Here is a 16,149-nt window from a genome sequence, read left to right as displayed (position 1 = left end):
TTTTTCTGATGCTTGGGCGTGATATTCGATGTCGACAGACAAGGTTTCTGTCCACGGCAGTTGGGCTAGCCGCTGGGTTTTCATATTCGCCGCGACCGGTTCGGCCGTGGGACTGGGCAGCATCTGGAAATTCCCCTACATGGTCGGGGTCTACGGTGGCGGCGCCTTCGTGCTGATGTTTCTGGCTTGCATCGCCCTGATCGGAGTCCCGGTCATGCTGGCTGAAACCCTGATCGGCCGGCGCGCACGGCAGAGTCCGGCGAACGCCTTGAAGGTGCTGGCGCTGGAAGCCGGGCATTCGGGCAAGTGGTCGTGGGGCGCATTTGCCGGAATGATCACCGCGTTGCTGATCCTGTCTTTCTATAGTGTGGTCGGCGGCTGGTCGCTGGATTACATCATCGACATGGGGCGCGGAGACTTCCAGGGTGCCACGGCGGATCAGGTTGGCGCTTATTTCGGCAATGTCATCTCCGATCCCTGGCGTCTGACACTTTGGCACACGGTTTTCATGCTGTTGTCGGCCGTGGTGATCGCCAAAGGCGTGGTCGCCGGGCTTGAGCGCAGTCTGCGAATCATGATGCCGCTGCTGTTCGTGATGGTGCTGGTGCTCCTGGGTTACAGCATGACCACCGGGCATTTCATGGAGGGCGTCCACTTCATGTTCGACTTCCACCCGGAAAAAGTCCTCGACGGCTTGCTGCCGGCCATGGGGCACGCATTCTTTTCGCTGAGCGTGGGCGTTGGCTCGATCATGATCTATGGCGCTTACATGACCAAGGAGGCCTCACTATCCGGCACCGTGGTGGGTGTGGCGTTGCTCGATACCTTTGTATCGCTGGTGGCGGGTCTGGCGTTGTTCCCGATCGTGTTTGCCGGCGGTTTGAACCCTAGCGAAGGCCCGGGCCTGATGTTCGTCAGCCTGCCATTTGCCTTCGGTAACGTGGTTTTCGGCCAGTTGATGGGCGTGGTGTTCTTTGTTCTGGTGGCGATTGCCGCCTGGAGCTCGGCGATTTCCCTGCTTGAGCCGATGGTTGCCTATCTGGTTGAACGCACCAAAATCAGTCGCGGCTGGGTGACTTTCTGGCTGGCATTCATCTGCTGGTTCGTCGGTCTGGGCACCGTGTTCTCCTTCAACATCTGGAAGGAAGCCAAATTTTTCGTGAACGAAGGCGGGCTGTTCCATCTCTACCAATGGGGGGCCGCGGGCGGTCTGGACTTCTTCGGTGTGATCGACTTCTTCACCTCGCGGATCATGTTGCCGCTCGGTGGCTTGTGCTTCGTGCTGTTTGCCGGTTGGGTGATGGGGCGTGATGCGGTGCGTGAAGAGTTGTCGATCCGTAATCCGCTGTTGTTTACCCTGTCCTTGTTCTTGATGCGCTATGTGGCGCCCATCGGCATTCTTGTAGTGTTTGCCACCCAGCTCTGGAAGTGACGCTTACATGACGACACATATTCAACGATCAGCGCTGCTGCCATACCCGGCGCAATTTCTTTATGACCTGGTCAACGACGTGGCGCGTTACCCGGAGTTTCTCCCTTGGTGTTCGTCTGCCGAGGTGCTGGAAAGCTCACCTGAGCATATGCGTGCCAGCGTCGGAGTGGCCAAGGGCGGTCTCAGTCAGCATTTCGTCACGCGCAACACGCTGGTGCCCGGGCAATCGATCGAAATGAATCTGGAAGAAGGTCCGTTCAATCAGTTGCACGGCGTCTGGGTGTTCAAGCCGCTGGGTGAAAAGGCCTGCAAGATCAGCCTTGATCTGTCGTTCGATTACGCCGGCCCGATAGTGCGCGCGACACTCGGCCCGTTGTTCAATCAGGCGGCGAATACGCTGGTGGATGCGTTTTGCCAGCGCGCCAAGCAGATGCATGGTTGAGCCGGTGATCGAGATAGAAGTGGTGTATGCCGCCGTGGATCGTCAGATCTTGCGCGCTGTCAGCCTCCCTGAAGGTACGACAGTGCGTGAGGCAGCGCTGAAATCCGGTATTGGGACTGAGTTCCCGACGCTGGACTTGAGCGAGTGCCCACTGGGTATCTTCGGCAAGGTGGTCAGTGATCCGCGGGCTCGCTTGATTCAGGCGGGGGATCGTATCGAGATCTACCGGCCATTGCTGGCGGATCCGAAAGAGGTGCGACGCTTGCGGGCGGCCAAGGCTGCCGAGGCCAAGGCGCGGAATCAGTAACGCGCCAAATCGCAGGCAATAAAAAACCCGGAATCTCCGGGTTTTTTATTGCGTCGCAAATTATTGCGGCGTGGTGTCCAGCGGCTCAGGCGTCGGAACCGGAACGGTTTCAACACCGTCCACGTCCTTCTGGATCTGATCCAGCAAGGAACCTGGTTTGGCTGGCTGTTCCGGCTTCGGCTTCTCGGCGTTCTCGGTAGCAGGCGCTGTCACGCTGGTGCCACTGTCCTTGCCCAGAATGGCTTCGTCACGGCTTACGCCCGGCATGAAGTCACCGGACAGGCTGACAAGCTGGTCGTTGGAGTTGAAGATAACACTCATGCGTTCCTGCTGACGTTCACCGCCACCAGGTTGCAGGCTGTACAGATAATCCCAGCGATCGGCATGGAACGTGTCGGTCAGCAGAGGGTTGCCCATGATAAACCGTACTTGCCGACGGGTCATTCCCGGGCGTAACTGGTCTATCATGTCCTGCGTGACGACATTGCCCTGCTGGATGTCGATTTTGTAAACCCCGGGGAATGAACAACCGGCGAGTGCGAGCAGTCCCACAAAGGTGAAACTGGTTAGCAAGAGCTTGGTGTTTTGCATCGGTGGGCGACTTCCACTATCTTGGCTGGGACAACGTAAACGCCGATCATACCCGCATTAAGAGAAGCTGCGAAGCAGCATCGCGAGAAAGCTGACCATGGTTGAAAATAGCGAACTACGCAAAGCCGGCCTCAAAGTGACCCTGCCACGGGTCAAGATCCTGCAAATGCTCGACTCTACCGAGCAGCGTCACATGAGTGCCGAGGACGTCTACAAGGCGTTGATGGAAGCTGGCGAGGACGTCGGTCTGGCCACGGTTTACCGTGTTCTGACCCAGTTCGAAGCCGCTGGCCTCGTGGTCCGTCACAACTTCGACGGTGGCCACGCGGTATTCGAATTGGCTGATGGTGGACACCACGACCATATGGTCAACGTGGAAACCGGTGAAGTCGTCGAATTCGTCAGCCCGGAAATCGAAAAGCTTCAGAAGGCAATTGCCGAGGAGCACGGTGTTGATCTGGTAGATCACAATCTGGTGCTGTACGTACGCAAGAAAAAGTAAGCATGTCGCGCGAATTTCAGGTTCGCGAAACGAACGAAGGCGACCCAAGGGTCGCCTTCGTGCTTTCTGTTGTGCATGAAACCTGAGGTCAGGCCTTGGCGGTGACGACCATCTTTTTCGCGTGAGCCAAAGACTCTTTGGTCAGATCGATGCCACCCAGCATCCGCGCCACTTCCTCTATCCGGTCGTTCTTGCTCAGCTTGGACACGGCGGTGTGAGTTGCTTGCTCGCCGCGCACCTTGTGCACAAATAAATGCTGATGCCCCTGCGCCGCGACCTGCGGCAAGTGCGTCACGGTCAGTACCTGCCCGCGATCACCCAGGCGTCGCAACAACTGGCCGACAATCTCCGCCGTCGGCCCGCCAATGCCCACGTCCACTTCGTCGAATACCAGGGTCGGCACCCGCGAGGTCTGCGCGGTGATCACCTGAATCGCCAGACTGATCCGCGACAGCTCGCCACCGGATGCCACTTTGGCCAGGGCCTTCAGCGGTTGCCCGGGGTTGGCACTGACCAGCAACTCCACTTGTTCCAGGCCGTTGGGCAGCAGTTCGTCGCTGCTGTTGGCGCGCAGTTCGATAGTGAAACGGCCTCCCGGCATGCCCAGGCGCTGGATCTCTTGCTCTACGGCGCTGGCGAGGCTGCCGGATGCCTGATGACGCAAGTCGCTCAGTTCTCGTGCCTTCTCTTGATAATGGCGGGCATAAGAAGCCAGTTCTTCGCCCAGACGCTCGATGGATTCGTCATTGGCGTTGAGCGTTTCGATTTCATCCAGCAGCTTCTGCTGCATTTCACCGACCTCGGTCGGCTGGATCCGGTGTTTGCGCGCCAGGGTGTAGATCGCGTCGAGGCGTTCTTCCAGATATTGCAGGCGCGCCGGATCGGCATCGAAGTTATCGAGGAAACGATTGAGCTCGCCCACCGCTTCTTCGACCTGGATCTGGGCGCTGGTGAGCAGACTGCTGGCCTCGCCCAGTGCACCAATCGAGTTGTTCACGCTCGACAGGCGATTGAGGCTGGCGGTCAGCGCGTTCAGCACGTTGCCGGAGTCGCTCTCGCTGCATTGCTCGACCACTTGTCGGCAAATGCCGAGCAGGGTTTCGGCGTTGGTCAGGTTTTTGTGCTCCTGCTCCAGCTGTTCCAGCTCGTTTTCGCCGAGGCCGAGGTTTTCCAGTTCTTCTAGCTGGTAGCTGAGCAATTGATGGCGAGCACGTTGTTCGTCGCCGGAATTGGAGAGTCGCTCCAGTTCCTGACGGGTTTGACGCCAGCGCTGAGCAGCCAGTTGAACCTGGCGCGCCAGATCGGTAGCGCCGGCGTATTCATCGAGCAGGCGGCGATGGGTATCGGTCTTCAGCAGCGACTGGTGTTCGTGCTGGCTGTGGATATCGATCAGCAGTTCGCCGAGGGCCTTGAGGTCGCCGAGCGGGCAGGGGGTGCCGTTGATATAGCCGCGCGAACGTCCTTCGGCAGTGATGACCCGGCGCAGGATGCACGGGCCGTCATTTTCGAGGTCGCGCTCGGCCAGCCAGGCATGGGCTTCAGGAATGTCGACCAGATCGAAGGTGGCAAGGATGTCGGCCTTGTCGGCGCCCGGGCGAACCACGCCGCTGTCGGCGCGATCGCCGAGGGTCAGGCCCAGCGCGTCGAGCATGATCGACTTGCCGGCGCCGGTTTCCCCTGTGATCACGCTCATCCCGCGATCGAGTTCGAGATCGAGATGTTCAACGATGGCGTAGTTGTGTACGGACAGGTGCACCAGCATAAAGGCCGCTCCCAGGCTTTAGGTCTGGTTATTTATACAGTGTTTTGTTTCGGCCTGACAATGCCCTCGCTTAGCTCGATTTGCTTGATCCGATCAAATGCTTAGTCCAGCCGGGAATGACAATGCAGCACTTTTTTGTAGGGGTAATCATTGCAGGCCCTTGAAGCCTGATTTTACGGCCCCATATATCGGGGCAGAAGCGCGAGTCGAGCTCGCGGACGTAATTGAAAGGAGAATCCTATGGCTGACGAACAGACAGTAGATACGCAAAATCCAGAAGCCAATCAGGCGCCCGAGACTTCGGGTGACGACCTGGCGACCCGTGTACAAGTGCTCGAAGAGCAATTGGCCGCCGCGCAGGATCAGTCTCTGCGCGTAGCTGCCGATCTGCAGAACGTCCGCCGCCGTGCCGAGCAGGATGTTGAAAAGGCCCACAAGTTTGCCTTGGAAAAATTCGCCAGCGACTTGCTGCCGATCGTCGACAGCCTGGAGCGCGGCCTTGAGCTGTCGAACCCGGACGACGAAAGCATCCGTCCGATGCGTGAAGGCATCGAACTGACGCTGAAGATGTTCCACGACACCCTCAAGCGCTACCAGCTTGAAGCGATCGATCCGCATGGCGAGCCGTTCAACGCCGTTCACCATCAGGCGATGGCCATGCAGGAAAGTGCCGACGTAGAACCGAACAGCGTTCTGAAGGTGTTCCAGAAGGGTTATCAGCTCAACGGGCGCCTGTTGCGTCCGGCCATGGTTGTGGTCAGCAAGGCGCCGGCGCCAATTTCGCCTTCGATTGACGAGAAGGCTTGAAATTAGCCGCAAGGCCCCCATTTAGAAGTCAAGCGTTTAAGTATTACCGCAGTTAGCCACCACTGCTGCGGCAAAAAAATCCAAAGTTTCGGGAGAGTGAACATGGGCAAAATTATCGGTATCGACCTGGGGACTACCAACTCCTGCGTCTCCGTGCTGGAAAACGGCAAAGCCAAAGTTATTGAAAACGCTGAAGGCGCGCGCACCACGCCGTCGATCATCGCTTACGCCAACGATGGCGAAATCCTGGTAGGTCAGTCGGCCAAGCGTCAGGCAGTGACCAACCCGCACAACACCCTGTACGCAGTAAAGCGTCTGATCGGTCGTCGTTTCGACGAAGAAGTTGTGCAGAAAGACATCCAGATGGTCCCTTACAAGATCGTCAAGGCTGATAACAATGACGCCTGGGTAGAAGTGAACGGCCAGAAAATGGCGCCGCCACAAATCTCGGCTGAAATCCTGAAGAAGATGAAGAAGACCGCCGAAGACTACCTCGGCGAGCCAGTGACCGAAGCGGTAATCACCGTTCCGGCCTACTTCAACGACAGCCAGCGTCAGGCGACCAAAGACGCCGGCCGCATCGCGGGTCTGGACGTAAAACGTATCATCAACGAACCAACCGCAGCGGCTCTGGCTTACGGTATGGACAAGGCCAAGGGCGATCACACCGTGATCGTTTATGACCTGGGTGGCGGTACGTTCGACGTTTCCGTGATCGAGATCGCTGAAGTTGACGGCGAGCACCAGTTCGAAGTGTTGGCCACCAACGGTGACACGTTCCTGGGCGGTGAAGACTTCGACATTCGTCTGATCGACTACCTCGTTGACGAATTCAAGAAAGAAAGCGGCATGAACCTCAAAGGTGACCCGCTGGCCATGCAGCGGCTGAAAGAAGCCGCTGAGAAAGCCAAGATCGAGCTGTCGTCCGCTCAGTCGACCGACGTCAACCTGCCGTACATCACTGCAGATGCCACCGGTCCTAAGCACCTGAACGTGAAGATCTCGCGTGCCAAGCTCGAAGCTCTGGTTGAAGACCTGGTTCAGCGCACCATCGAACCTTGCCGCATCGCCATGAAAGACGCTGGCCTGGATGTTGGCGCGATCAACGACGTGATTCTGGTCGGTGGTCAGACTCGTATGCCGCTGGTACAGAAGCTGGTTACTGATTTCTTCGGTAAAGAAGCTCGTAAAGACGTTAACCCGGACGAAGCTGTTGCCATGGGTGCTGCAATCCAGGGCGCCGTTCTGGCGGGTGACGTGAAAGACGTTCTGCTGCTCGACGTCAGCCCGCTGACCCTGGGTATCGAAACCATGGGTGGCGTGATGACCGCGCTGATCGAGAAAAACACCACGATTCCTACCAAGAAATCGCAAGTGTTCTCGACTGCCGACGACAATCAGGGCGCCGTGACCATTCACGTCCTGCAAGGCGAGCGTAAGCAAGCTGCGCAGAACAAGTCCCTGGGCAAGTTCGACCTGGCCGACATTCCACCAGCTCCACGTGGCGTGCCGCAGATCGAAGTGACCTTCGACATCGACGCCAACGGCATCCTGCATGTCGGCGCGAAAGACAAGGCAACCGGCAAGACCCAGTCGATCGTGATCAAGGCCAACTCCGGTCTGTCCGACGAAGAAATCGAGCGCATGGTGCGTGACGCCGAGGCCAATGCCGAGGAAGACCGCAAGTTCGAAGAGCTGGCCGCTGCCCGTAACCAGGGTGATGCACTGGTTCACTCGACTCGCAAAATGGTTGCTGACGCGGGCGATAAAGTCACCGCCGAAGAGAAGACCGCGATCGAAGCTGCTGTGGTTGCACTGGAAGCCGCTGTAAAAGGCGACGACAAGGCTGCCATCGAAGCCAAGGTTGAAGAGCTGTCGAAAGTCTCGGCACCGGTTGCCCAGAAGATGTACGCCGAACAGGCTCAGCCTGCCGAAGGCGCAGCGCCACACGACGAGAAGGCTGAAAAGGCTGACGACGTTGTTGATGCCGAGTTCGAAGAAGTAAAAGACCACAAGTAAGTTGTTGGTCGGCCGGTTGACTGCCTTTGGGCGGTGACTGGTAGGATGTCGCCGCGCGGGAGCTTGCTCCCGCGTTGGCGTATCTGGAATACGCGAATTTTTACAGCATGCGACAAGCCTCGCGTGTTGCTGGTATGGCCGGAAATGCTCCTGCTTTTCGCGCCGCAAGTACCGCATGAAACAAAGACCAGGATCGTTGAATTGACGTGAGTTGGGTCCGGGCCTGTATTGGGGCTCAACGAGTTTGGCCATCCTCAGGAGGGGTTTGCCGAACGTCCTCAAGAGTGCAAAAGACTTATGGCAAAGCGTGACTATTACGAAGTGTTGGGTGTTGAGCGTGGCTCAAGCGATGCAGACCTGAAAAAGGCTTACCGTCGCCTGGCGATGAAGCATCACCCTGACCGTAATCCCGATGACAAAGCGTCGGAAGAACTGTTCAAAGAGGCCAACGAGGCCTACGAAGTATTGTCCGACTCCAGCAAGCGTGCGGCGTACGATCAGTACGGCCATGCCGGTGTAGACCCGAGCATGGGTGGCGGCGGCGCCGGTTTCGGTGGGCAGAATTTCTCTGACATCTTTGGCGATGTCTTCAGTGATTTCTTCGGCGGCGGTCGCGGCGGTTCCCGTGGCGGCGCTCAGCGTGGCAGCGATTTGCGCTACACCCTGGAGCTGAATCTGGAAGAAGCGGTGCGCGGTACCACCGTGAATATCCGCGTCCCGACACTGGTCAACTGCAAGCCGTGCGATGGTTCGGGTGCGAAGAAAGGCTCGTCGCCATCGACTTGCCCGACGTGCGGCGGCATCGGTCAGGTGCGTATGCAACAAGGCTTCTTCTCGGTGCAGCAGACCTGCCCGCGCTGCCATGGCCAGGGCAAGATCATTTCCGACCCGTGCGATTCGTGCCACGGCGACGGCCGTGTCGAAGAGTACAAGACGCTGTCGGTGAAAGTGCCGGCTGGTGTTGATACCGGCGACCGCATTCGTCTGTCCGGCGAAGGTGAGGCGGGTACTCAAGGTGGCCCGACTGGCGACCTGTACGTTGTGATCAACGTGCGCGAACACGACATCTTCCAGCGTGATGGCAAGCATCTGTTTTGCGAAGTGCCGATCAGCTTTGTGGATGCGGCGCTGGGCGGCGAGCTGGAAATTCCGACCCTCGACGGTCGCGTCAAACTGAAAATCCCCGAAGGCACCCAGACCGGCAAGCAGTTCCGTGTACGCGGTAAAGGCGTGGCGCCGGTACGTGGTGGTGGTGCGGGCGATCTGATGTGTCGCGTCGCGGTCGAGACCCCGGTCAACCTGAACCGTCGCCAGCGCGAATTGCTCGAAGAATTCCGCAGCTCGCTGGCGGACGACAACAGTCACTCGCCGAAAACCACCGGTTGGTTCGATGGTGTGAAGCGCTTCTTCGGCGATCTGTAAGGAGTCGGCATGCGACGTATAGCTGTGATGGGCGCCGCCGGGCGCATGGGCAAGATTCTGGTCGAGGCCGTGCAGCAGCGCGCGCCGTTGACTGGCCTGACCGCTGCGATCGTTCGTCCCGGCAGTACGCTGATCGGGGTGGACGCCGGTGAACTGGCTTCATTGGGGCGCATCGGGGTGCCGTTGTCCGGCAATCTGGAATCGGTGGCGGAAGAGTTCGACGTATTGATCGACTTCACCCTGCCGGAAGTCATGCTGAAAAACCTCGCGTTCTGTCGCAAGGCCGGCAAGGCCATGGTCATCGGCACCACTGGGCTGGACGCCGCGCAGAAGCAGTTGTTGGCAGAGGCGGGCAAGGATATTCCGATCGTCTTCGCGGCCAACTTCAGCGTTGGGGTCAACCTGTCGCTCAAGCTGCTCGAGATGACTGCCCGGGTGCTGGGTGATGATGCCGACATCGAGATTATCGAAGCGCATCACCGGCACAAGATTGATGCTCCGTCGGGCACGGCATTGCGCATGGGCGAAGTAATCGCCGAGGCGCTGGATCGTGATCTGCAGAAAGTCGCAGTCTACGGTCGTGAAGGCCACACCGGTGTGCGCGAGCGCGAAACCATCGGTTTCGCCACCGTTCGCGGTGGTGATGTGGTGGGTGATCACACCGTGCTGTTCGCCTGCGAAGGCGAGCGCCTGGAGATCACGCACAAGGCTTCCAGTCGCATGACATTCGCCAAGGGCGCGGTGCGTGCGGCGTTGTGGCTGGATGCTCGCGAGCCAGGTCTGTATGACATGCAGGACGTGCTCGATCTGCATTGATTGACTGTTTTACCCAGCGCAAACGCCCTGTTTGCGCTGGTTTTTCTTCGCCGCGCGACGCCCTGTCGCATTCTCCGGCCTTTTAGGCTCTTTAGCGGTGGACCAAAAAAGCCTTTTTCTGTAAGCTACAGCTTTAGTGTGTCCACTAAAAGCGCGCAGAATAATTCAGTGAAGAAGCGGGGTGACGTGTCCATACGTCACTCCGCTTTTTTACAACCTGCGATCGCCCTTTCATGCGTTATTTACGGGAGGTCTTCTTGACTAAGCCAGCCATACTTGCCCTTGCTGATGGCAGCATTTTTCGCGGCGAAGCCATTGGAGCCGACGGTCAAACCGTTGGTGAGGTGGTGTTCAACACCGCAATGACCGGCTATCAGGAAATCCTTACCGATCCTTCCTACGCCCAACAGATCGTTACCCTGACTTACCCGCACATCGGCAATACCGGCACCACGCCGGAAGACGCCGAGTCTGACCGCGTATGGTCCGCTGGCCTGGTCATCCGTGACCTGCCGCTGGTAGCGAGCAACTGGCGTAACACGATGTCCCTGTCCGATTACCTGAAAGCCAACAATGTTGTGGCGATCGCCGGTATCGACACTCGCCGCCTGACCCGCATCCTGCGCGAAAAAGGCGCACAGAACGGCTGCATCATGGCCGGCGACAACATCTCCGAAGAGGCGGCAATCGCCGCGGCGCAAGGCTTCCCTGGCCTGAAGGGCATGGATCTGGCAAAAGTCGTCAGCACCAAGACCCAATACGAATGGCGCTCGACTGTCTGGGATCTGAAGACCGACAGCCACGCGACCATCGAAGCCTCCGAGCTGCCATACCACGTGGTTGCCTACGACTACGGCGTCAAGGTCAACATCCTGCGCATGCTGGTCGAGCGCGGCTGCCGCGTTACCGTGGTGCCAGCCCAGACTCCGGCCGCCGATGTGCTGGCGCTGAAACCGGATGGCGTGTTCCTGTCCAACGGCCCGGGTGACCCGGAGCCTTGCGACTACGCGATCAAGGCGATCAAGGAAGTGCTGGAAACCGAAATTCCGGTGTTCGGCATCTGCCTCGGCCACCAACTGCTGGCCCTGGCCTCCGGCGCCAAGACCCTGAAAATGGGTCACGGTCACCACGGTGCGAACCACCCGGTGCAGGATCTGGACACGGGTGTCGTGATGATCACCAGCCAGAACCATGGTTTTGCGGTAGACGAAGAAACCCTGCCCGCCAACGTTCGCGCGATTCACAAATCGCTGTTCGACGGCACCCTGCAGGGCATCGAGCGCACCGACAAGAGCGCGTTCAGCTTCCAGGGCCACCCTGAAGCGAGCCCGGGCCCGAACGATGTCGCGCCACTGTTCGACCGCTTCATCAACGAGATGGCCAAGCGACGCTAAGCGTTCGCCTTGAGACTGTAGAGAGAAGCCCTCGAGGGCGGCCCCGGCACCGGCGGCCCCTTCGAGACTTCAGAAATCGATCAAGACGGCTTGCCGACTGACCTGCGGATTTGAGTGACAAACCCATGCCAAAACGTACAGACATTAAAAGCATCCTGATTCTCGGCGCTGGCCCGATCGTTATCGGCCAGGCCTGCGAATTCGACTACTCCGGCGCCCAGGCCTGCAAAGCCCTGCGCGAAGAGGGTTATCGCGTCATCCTGGTGAACTCCAACCCGGCCACCATCATGACCGACCCGGACATGGCCGACGCCACGTACATCGAGCCGATCAAGTGGCAGACTGTTGCCAAGATCATCGAAAAAGAGCGTCCGGATGCGGTGCTGCCAACCATGGGCGGCCAGACCGCTCTGAACTGCGCCCTGGACCTGGAGCGCGAAGGCGTTCTGGAAAAATTCGGCGTAGAAATGATCGGCGCCAACGCCGACACCATCGACAAGGCTGAAGACCGTTCGCGTTTCGACAAGGCGATGAAATCCATCGGCCTGGCGTGCCCGCGTTCCGGTATCGCCCACAGCATGGAAGAGGCCAACGCGGTCCTCGAGACCCTGGGCTTCCCGTGCATCATCCGTCCGTCCTTCACCATGGGTGGCACCGGTGGCGGTATCGCTTACAACCGTGAAGAGTTCGAAGAAATCTGCGCCCGTGGTCTGGACCTGTCGCCGACCAAAGAGCTGCTGATCGACGAATCGCTGATCGGCTGGAAAGAATATGAAATGGAAGTTGTCCGCGACAAAAAGGACAACTGCATCATCGTCTGCTCGATCGAGAACTTCGACCCGATGGGCGTGCACACTGGTGACTCGATCACCGTGGCTCCAGCGCAGACCCTGACCGACAAGGAATACCAGATCCTGCGTAACGCCTCCCTGGCGGTACTGCGCGAGATCGGCGTCGAGACCGGCGGTTCCAACGTTCAATTCGGTATCTGCCCGAACACTGGCCGCATGGTCGTGATCGAGATGAACCCGCGCGTATCGCGTTCCTCGGCGCTGGCTTCGAAAGCCACCGGTTTCCCGATCGCCAAAGTCGCCGCCAAGCTGGCGGTGGGCTACACCCTCGACGAACTGTCGAACGACATCACCGGCGGCAAGACCCCGGCGTCCTTCGAACCGTCGATCGACTACGTCGTGACCAAGCTGCCACGTTTCGCCTTCGAGAAATTCGCCAAGGCTGACGCGCGCCTGACCACCCAGATGAAGTCGGTGGGTGAAGTCATGGCCATCGGTCGCACCTTCCAGGAATCCCTGCAGAAAGCCCTGCGCGGTCTGGAAGTCGGCGTTTGCGGTCTGGACGAGAAGCTCGACCTGAGCAACCCGGAAAGCATGAGCGTGCTCAAGCGTGAGCTGACCGTGCCGGGCGCCGAGCGTATCTGGTACGTGGCAGATGCGTTCCGCGCCGGCATGACCGTCGAAGAAATCTTCGGCATGAACATGATCGACCCGTGGTTCCTGGTACAGATCGAAGATCTGATCAAGGACGAAGAGAAGGTCAAGACCCTCGGTCTGTCCGCTATCGACCGCGACCTGATGTACAAGCTCAAGCGCAAAGGCTTCTCCGATCAGCGTCTGGCCAAGCTGCTGGGTGTGACCGAGAAGAATCTGCGTACTCACCGTCAAAAGCTGGAAGTGTTCCCGGTCTACAAGCGCGTTGACACCTGTGCTGCCGAGTTCGCCACCGACACCGCTTACCTCTACTCGACTTACGAGGAAGAGTGCGAAGCAGCGCCGTCCGGTCGCGACAAGATCATGATTCTGGGTGGCGGTCCGAACCGTATCGGCCAGGGTATCGAGTTCGACTACTGCTGTGTGCACGCAGCCCTCGCACTGCGCGAAGACGGTTACGAGACCATCATGGTCAACTGCAACCCGGAAACCGTTTCCACCGACTACGACACTTCCGACCGCCTGTACTTCGAGCCGGTGACTCTGGAAGACGTGCTGGAAATCTGCCGTGTAGAGAAGCCGAAAGGCGTGATCGTCCAGTACGGCGGCCAGACTCCGCTGAAACTGGCTCGTGCCCTTGAAGCGGCGGGCGTGCCAATCATCGGCACCAGCCCGGACGCAATCGACCGCGCCGAAGACCGTGAGCGCTTCCAGCAAATGGTTGAGCGCCTGAACCTGCGTCAGCCGCCAAACGCCACTGTGCGCAGCGAAGACGAAGCTGTTCGTGCTGCCGCCAAAATCGGCTATCCGCTGGTGGTGCGCCCGTCCTACGTACTGGGCGGCCGCGCGATGGAAATCGTTTACAAGGAAGACGAACTCAAGCGTTACCTGCGTGACGCGGTGCAAGTGTCCAACGACAGCCCGGTGCTGCTCGATCACTTCCTCAACTGCGCCATCGAGATGGACGTGGATGCGGTATGCGACGGCAAAGATGTGGTGATCGGCGCGATCATGCAGCACATCGAGCAAGCGGGCGTTCACTCCGGTGACTCCGCGTGCTCGCTGCCACCCTACTCGCTGCCGGCGCACATCCAGGACGAGATGCGCGAACAGGTCAAGAAAATGGCCCTGGAACTGGGCGTTGTCGGCCTGATGAACGTACAGTTGGCGCTGCAAGGCGAAGACATCTACGTCATCGAAGTCAACCCGCGCGCTTCCCGTACCGTACCGTTTGTGTCCAAGTGCATCGGTGTGTCTCTGGCAATGATCGCTGCTCGCGTCATGGCCGGTAAGACCCTGAAGGAAATCGGCTTCACCAAGGAAATCATCCCGAACTTCTACAGCGTGAAAGAGGCGGTGTTCCCGTTCGCCAAATTCCCTGGCGTTGACCCGATCCTCGGCCCAGAGATGAAGTCCACCGGTGAAGTGATGGGCGTCGGCGACACCTTCGGTGAAGCGTTCGCCAAGGCCCAGATGGGCGCGAGCGAAGTGCTGCCGACCGGCGGTACCGCGTTCATCAGCGTGCGTGACGACGATAAACCACTGGTTGCAGGCGTGGCCCGTGATCTGATCAACTTGGGCTTCGAAGTGGTCGCCACTGCCGGTACTGCCAAGCTGATCGAAGCCGCAGGCCTGAAAGTGCGCCGCGTGAACAAGGTGACCGAGGGTCGTCCGCACGTGGTCGACATGATCAAGAATGACGAAGTCACCCTGATCATCAACACCACTGAAGGTCGTCAGTCGATCGCTGATTCCTACTCCATTCGTCGCAATGCCCTGCAGCACAAGATTTACTGCACTACCACCATTGCGGCGGGCGAAGCTATCTGTGAAGCGCTGAAGTTCGGTCCCGAGAAGACCGTGCGCCGCTTGCAGGATCTACACGCAGGATTGAAGGCATGATCAAATACCCAATGACCGTCCAGGGCGCGAAAGCCCTGGAAGAAGAACACGCTCATCTGACCAAGGTCGTTCGTCCGAAGCTCAGCCAGGACATCGGTACGGCTCGCGAGTTGGGTGACCTGAAGGAAAACGCCGAATACCATGCCGCCCGCGAACAGCAGGGCATGGTAGAGGCGCGGATTCGTGACATCGAAGGCCGGATTCAGAATCAGGTCATCATCGACGTCACGACTATTCCTCATACCGGCAAGGTGATCTTCGGTACAACCGTCGAAATCGCCAACGTCGAGACTGATGAGTCCGTGACTTACCACATCGTGGGTGAGGACGAGGCTGACTTCAAACTCGGCAAGATTTCGGTTGGCTCGCCTCTGGCCCGTGCCTTGATCGGCAAGGAAGAGGGCGATGTAGTCGCCGTGAAAACGCCAAGCGGCGTTATCGAGTACGAGATTGTCGAAGTCCGTCACATCTGAAAGAGGGCGCCCGCTACGTGCGGGCGCCATGCTTTGGCAGCTGGCCCAGATGTTGTGGGTCGGCGGCTTCTGGTTGATTCATCTCGGTTTGCGAGCGGTGTTGGGCAAGATTGGTCTGGCACCGTTGCTGGTCGATGAGATCGCCGATGCGTTTGCAGTGCCGGTGGTGAGTTTTGCCCTCGCGTGCGTGATCTTTCAGGCTTTGGTGCTGGTACAGGCCGAGGGCCTTGTCAGTCTATGGCGGGATTTTCGCGGGCAGGTGCTGCTGATGGCGTTGTACGCGTGTGCGATGTTTGTCGCCGTGCGTGTCGGCTGGCCGGATGCGCAGCGCTGGCAGGAATTCAGTTTTCTGGTATTGGGCTTTTCAGGCCTGGTGCTGGTGCTGCAACCAGTGCCGGGATGGAGTGGCAGGGTGCGCGAAGCACACCCTTGACCCTTGTCATCACTTGAAGCGATGAACGTTCGACAGCTGCTTGTTGACGCTGAAGTTCTTGCGGTAAACCAGTGCCATCTTGCCGATGACCTGAACCAGGTCCGCTTTGCCGACCTTGCACAGTTCTGCAATGTGCGCCAGGCGCGACTCGCGATCGAGGATGTTGAGCTTGATCTTGATCAGCTCGTGATCCGCCAATGCGCGTTCAAGTTCGGCTAACACACCTTCAGTCAAACCGTTGTCCGCCACCGTCAAAACGGGTTTCAGATGGTGGCCAATGGATTTGTACTGTTTCTTCTGCTCTGGAGTGAGCGGCATAATCTGACCCTTTCGTCTGGATTCTGTAAAATGGCGGCCATTTTACCCGAGGGTTCGTGGATCCGCCCAATTAATCACGACCCT

General features: G+C 58.7%; 15 protein-coding genes. 12 read left to right on the top strand and 3 right to left on the bottom strand.

Going from position 1 to position 16,149, the window contains the following annotated elements; translation table 11 throughout:
* Window positions 1-28: 28 nt before the first annotated feature.
* The 3 genes from U862_RS0111135 to U862_RS0111125 are packed head-to-tail and all read left to right on the top strand — an operon-like array spanning window position 29 to window position 2,181.
* A complete protein-coding gene (locus tag U862_RS0111135) occupies window positions 29-1,432 on the top strand; it encodes a sodium-dependent transporter (protein ID WP_025110466.1) in 1,404 nt (467 codons plus the stop codon).
* 7 nt (window positions 1,433-1,439) lie between these two features.
* A complete protein-coding gene (locus tag U862_RS0111130) occupies window positions 1,440-1,874 on the top strand; it encodes a type II toxin-antitoxin system RatA family toxin (RefSeq protein WP_025110465.1) in 435 nt (144 codons plus the stop codon).
* Window positions 1,867-2,181, top strand: a complete 315-nt coding sequence (locus U862_RS0111125; protein ID WP_025110464.1) for an RnfH family protein — start codon at window positions 1,867-1,869, stop codon at window positions 2,179-2,181. The genes U862_RS0111130 and U862_RS0111125 overlap by 8 nt, the downstream gene beginning before the upstream one ends.
* A gap of 60 nt (window positions 2,182-2,241) precedes the next feature.
* On the opposite strand, the gene bamE is transcribed toward U862_RS0111125, so the two are convergent.
* Window positions 2,242-2,772, bottom strand: coding sequence for an outer membrane protein assembly factor BamE (gene bamE / locus U862_RS0111120; protein ID WP_025110463.1), 531 nt, complete (start codon window positions 2,770-2,772; stop codon window positions 2,242-2,244).
* 97 nt (window positions 2,773-2,869) lie between these two features.
* Here bamE and fur point away from each other — a divergent pair, with 97 nt between their 5' ends.
* Window positions 2,870-3,274 (top strand): ferric iron uptake transcriptional regulator, encoded by a 405-nt coding sequence (gene fur / locus U862_RS0111115; protein WP_003221515.1) that lies wholly within the window; start codon window positions 2,870-2,872, stop codon window positions 3,272-3,274.
* A gap of 88 nt (window positions 3,275-3,362) precedes the next feature.
* Here fur and recN read toward each other — a convergent pair whose 3' ends face one another.
* On the bottom strand, window positions 3,363-5,036 hold the full coding sequence (gene recN / locus U862_RS0111105; protein ID WP_025110462.1) for a DNA repair protein RecN: 1,674 nt from the start codon (window positions 5,034-5,036) through the stop codon (window positions 3,363-3,365).
* 240 nt (window positions 5,037-5,276) lie between these two features.
* On the opposite strand from recN, the gene grpE reads away from it, so the two are divergent.
* The 8 genes from grpE (at window position 5,277) to U862_RS0111065 (ending at window position 15,747) form a co-directional block, all read left to right on the top strand.
* Window positions 5,277-5,843: a nucleotide exchange factor GrpE gene (grpE, locus tag U862_RS0111100; RefSeq protein ID WP_025110461.1), complete on the top strand. Its 567-nt coding sequence runs from the start codon at window positions 5,277-5,279 to the stop codon at window positions 5,841-5,843.
* A gap of 102 nt (window positions 5,844-5,945) precedes the next feature.
* Window positions 5,946-7,862, top strand: coding sequence for a molecular chaperone DnaK (gene dnaK, locus U862_RS0111095; protein ID WP_025110460.1), 1,917 nt, complete (start codon window positions 5,946-5,948; stop codon window positions 7,860-7,862).
* A gap of 297 nt (window positions 7,863-8,159) precedes the next feature.
* Window positions 8,160-9,284: a molecular chaperone DnaJ gene (gene dnaJ, locus U862_RS0111090; protein WP_003221522.1), complete on the top strand. Its 1,125-nt coding sequence runs from the start codon at window positions 8,160-8,162 to the stop codon at window positions 9,282-9,284.
* A 9-nt stretch (window positions 9,285-9,293) separates the two neighbouring features.
* Window positions 9,294-10,100: a 4-hydroxy-tetrahydrodipicolinate reductase gene (gene dapB, locus U862_RS0111085; RefSeq protein ID WP_025110459.1), complete on the top strand. Its 807-nt coding sequence runs from the start codon at window positions 9,294-9,296 to the stop codon at window positions 10,098-10,100.
* Between the two features lie 257 nt (window positions 10,101-10,357).
* Window positions 10,358-11,494, top strand: coding sequence for a glutamine-hydrolyzing carbamoyl-phosphate synthase small subunit (gene carA / locus U862_RS0111080; protein ID WP_007953761.1), 1,137 nt, complete (start codon window positions 10,358-10,360; stop codon window positions 11,492-11,494).
* A 125-nt stretch (window positions 11,495-11,619) separates the two neighbouring features.
* Window positions 11,620-14,841, top strand: a complete 3,222-nt coding sequence (gene carB / locus U862_RS0111075; protein ID WP_025110458.1) for a carbamoyl-phosphate synthase large subunit — start codon at window positions 11,620-11,622, stop codon at window positions 14,839-14,841.
* A complete protein-coding gene (gene greA / locus U862_RS0111070; RefSeq protein WP_003221530.1) occupies window positions 14,838-15,314 on the top strand; it encodes a transcription elongation factor GreA in 477 nt (158 codons plus the stop codon). The genes carB and greA overlap by 4 nt, the downstream gene beginning before the upstream one ends.
* Before the next feature lie 28 nt (window positions 15,315-15,342).
* The gene (locus tag U862_RS0111065) at window positions 15,343-15,747 is read left to right on the top strand and encodes a hypothetical protein (RefSeq protein WP_025110457.1); all 405 of its coding nucleotides are present in this window, start codon (window positions 15,343-15,345) and stop codon (window positions 15,745-15,747) included.
* 9 nt (window positions 15,748-15,756) lie between these two features.
* Here the strand turns inward: U862_RS0111065 and U862_RS0111060 are convergent, their stop codons facing one another.
* Window positions 15,757-16,065 (bottom strand): YhbY family RNA-binding protein, encoded by a 309-nt coding sequence (locus U862_RS0111060; RefSeq protein WP_003221534.1) that lies wholly within the window; start codon window positions 16,063-16,065, stop codon window positions 15,757-15,759.
* Window positions 16,066-16,149 lie beyond the last annotated feature (84 nt).

The organism is Pseudomonas sp. H1h, from assembly GCF_000633255.1.
Taxonomy (GTDB): Bacteria; Pseudomonadota; Gammaproteobacteria; order Pseudomonadales; family Pseudomonadaceae; genus Aquipseudomonas.
The sequence above is the reverse complement of the archived record's forward strand: the minus strand, read 5'-3'. Positions and strand labels throughout refer to the sequence as shown.

Bases quoted from the DNA above. Each gene is read 5' to 3' on its own strand.
- U862_RS0111135 (WP_025110466.1), top strand. From the start codon at position 29: ATGTCGACAGACAAGGTTTCTGTCCACGGCAGTTGGGCTAGCCGCTGG.
- U862_RS0111130 (WP_025110465.1), top strand. From the start codon at position 1,440: ATGACGACACATATTCAACGATCAGCGCTGCTGCCATACCCGGCGCAA.
- U862_RS0111125 (WP_025110464.1), top strand. From the start codon at position 1,867: ATGGTTGAGCCGGTGATCGAGATAGAAGTGGTGTATGCCGCCGTGGAT.
- bamE (WP_025110463.1), bottom strand. From the start codon at position 2,772: ATGCAAAACACCAAGCTCTTGCTAACCAGTTTCACCTTTGTGGGACTG.
- fur (WP_003221515.1), top strand. From the start codon at position 2,870: ATGGTTGAAAATAGCGAACTACGCAAAGCCGGCCTCAAAGTGACCCTG.
- recN (WP_025110462.1), bottom strand. From the start codon at position 5,036: ATGCTGGTGCACCTGTCCGTACACAACTACGCCATCGTTGAACATCTC.
- grpE (WP_025110461.1), top strand. From the start codon at position 5,277: ATGGCTGACGAACAGACAGTAGATACGCAAAATCCAGAAGCCAATCAG.
- dnaK (WP_025110460.1), top strand. From the start codon at position 5,946: ATGGGCAAAATTATCGGTATCGACCTGGGGACTACCAACTCCTGCGTC.
- dnaJ (WP_003221522.1), top strand. From the start codon at position 8,160: ATGGCAAAGCGTGACTATTACGAAGTGTTGGGTGTTGAGCGTGGCTCA.
- dapB (WP_025110459.1), top strand. From the start codon at position 9,294: ATGCGACGTATAGCTGTGATGGGCGCCGCCGGGCGCATGGGCAAGATT.
- carB (WP_025110458.1), top strand. From the start codon at position 11,620: ATGCCAAAACGTACAGACATTAAAAGCATCCTGATTCTCGGCGCTGGC.
- greA (WP_003221530.1), top strand. From the start codon at position 14,838: ATGATCAAATACCCAATGACCGTCCAGGGCGCGAAAGCCCTGGAAGAA.
- U862_RS0111065 (WP_025110457.1), top strand. From the start codon at position 15,343: ATGCTTTGGCAGCTGGCCCAGATGTTGTGGGTCGGCGGCTTCTGGTTG.
- U862_RS0111060 (WP_003221534.1), bottom strand. From the start codon at position 16,065: ATGCCGCTCACTCCAGAGCAGAAGAAACAGTACAAATCCATTGGCCAC.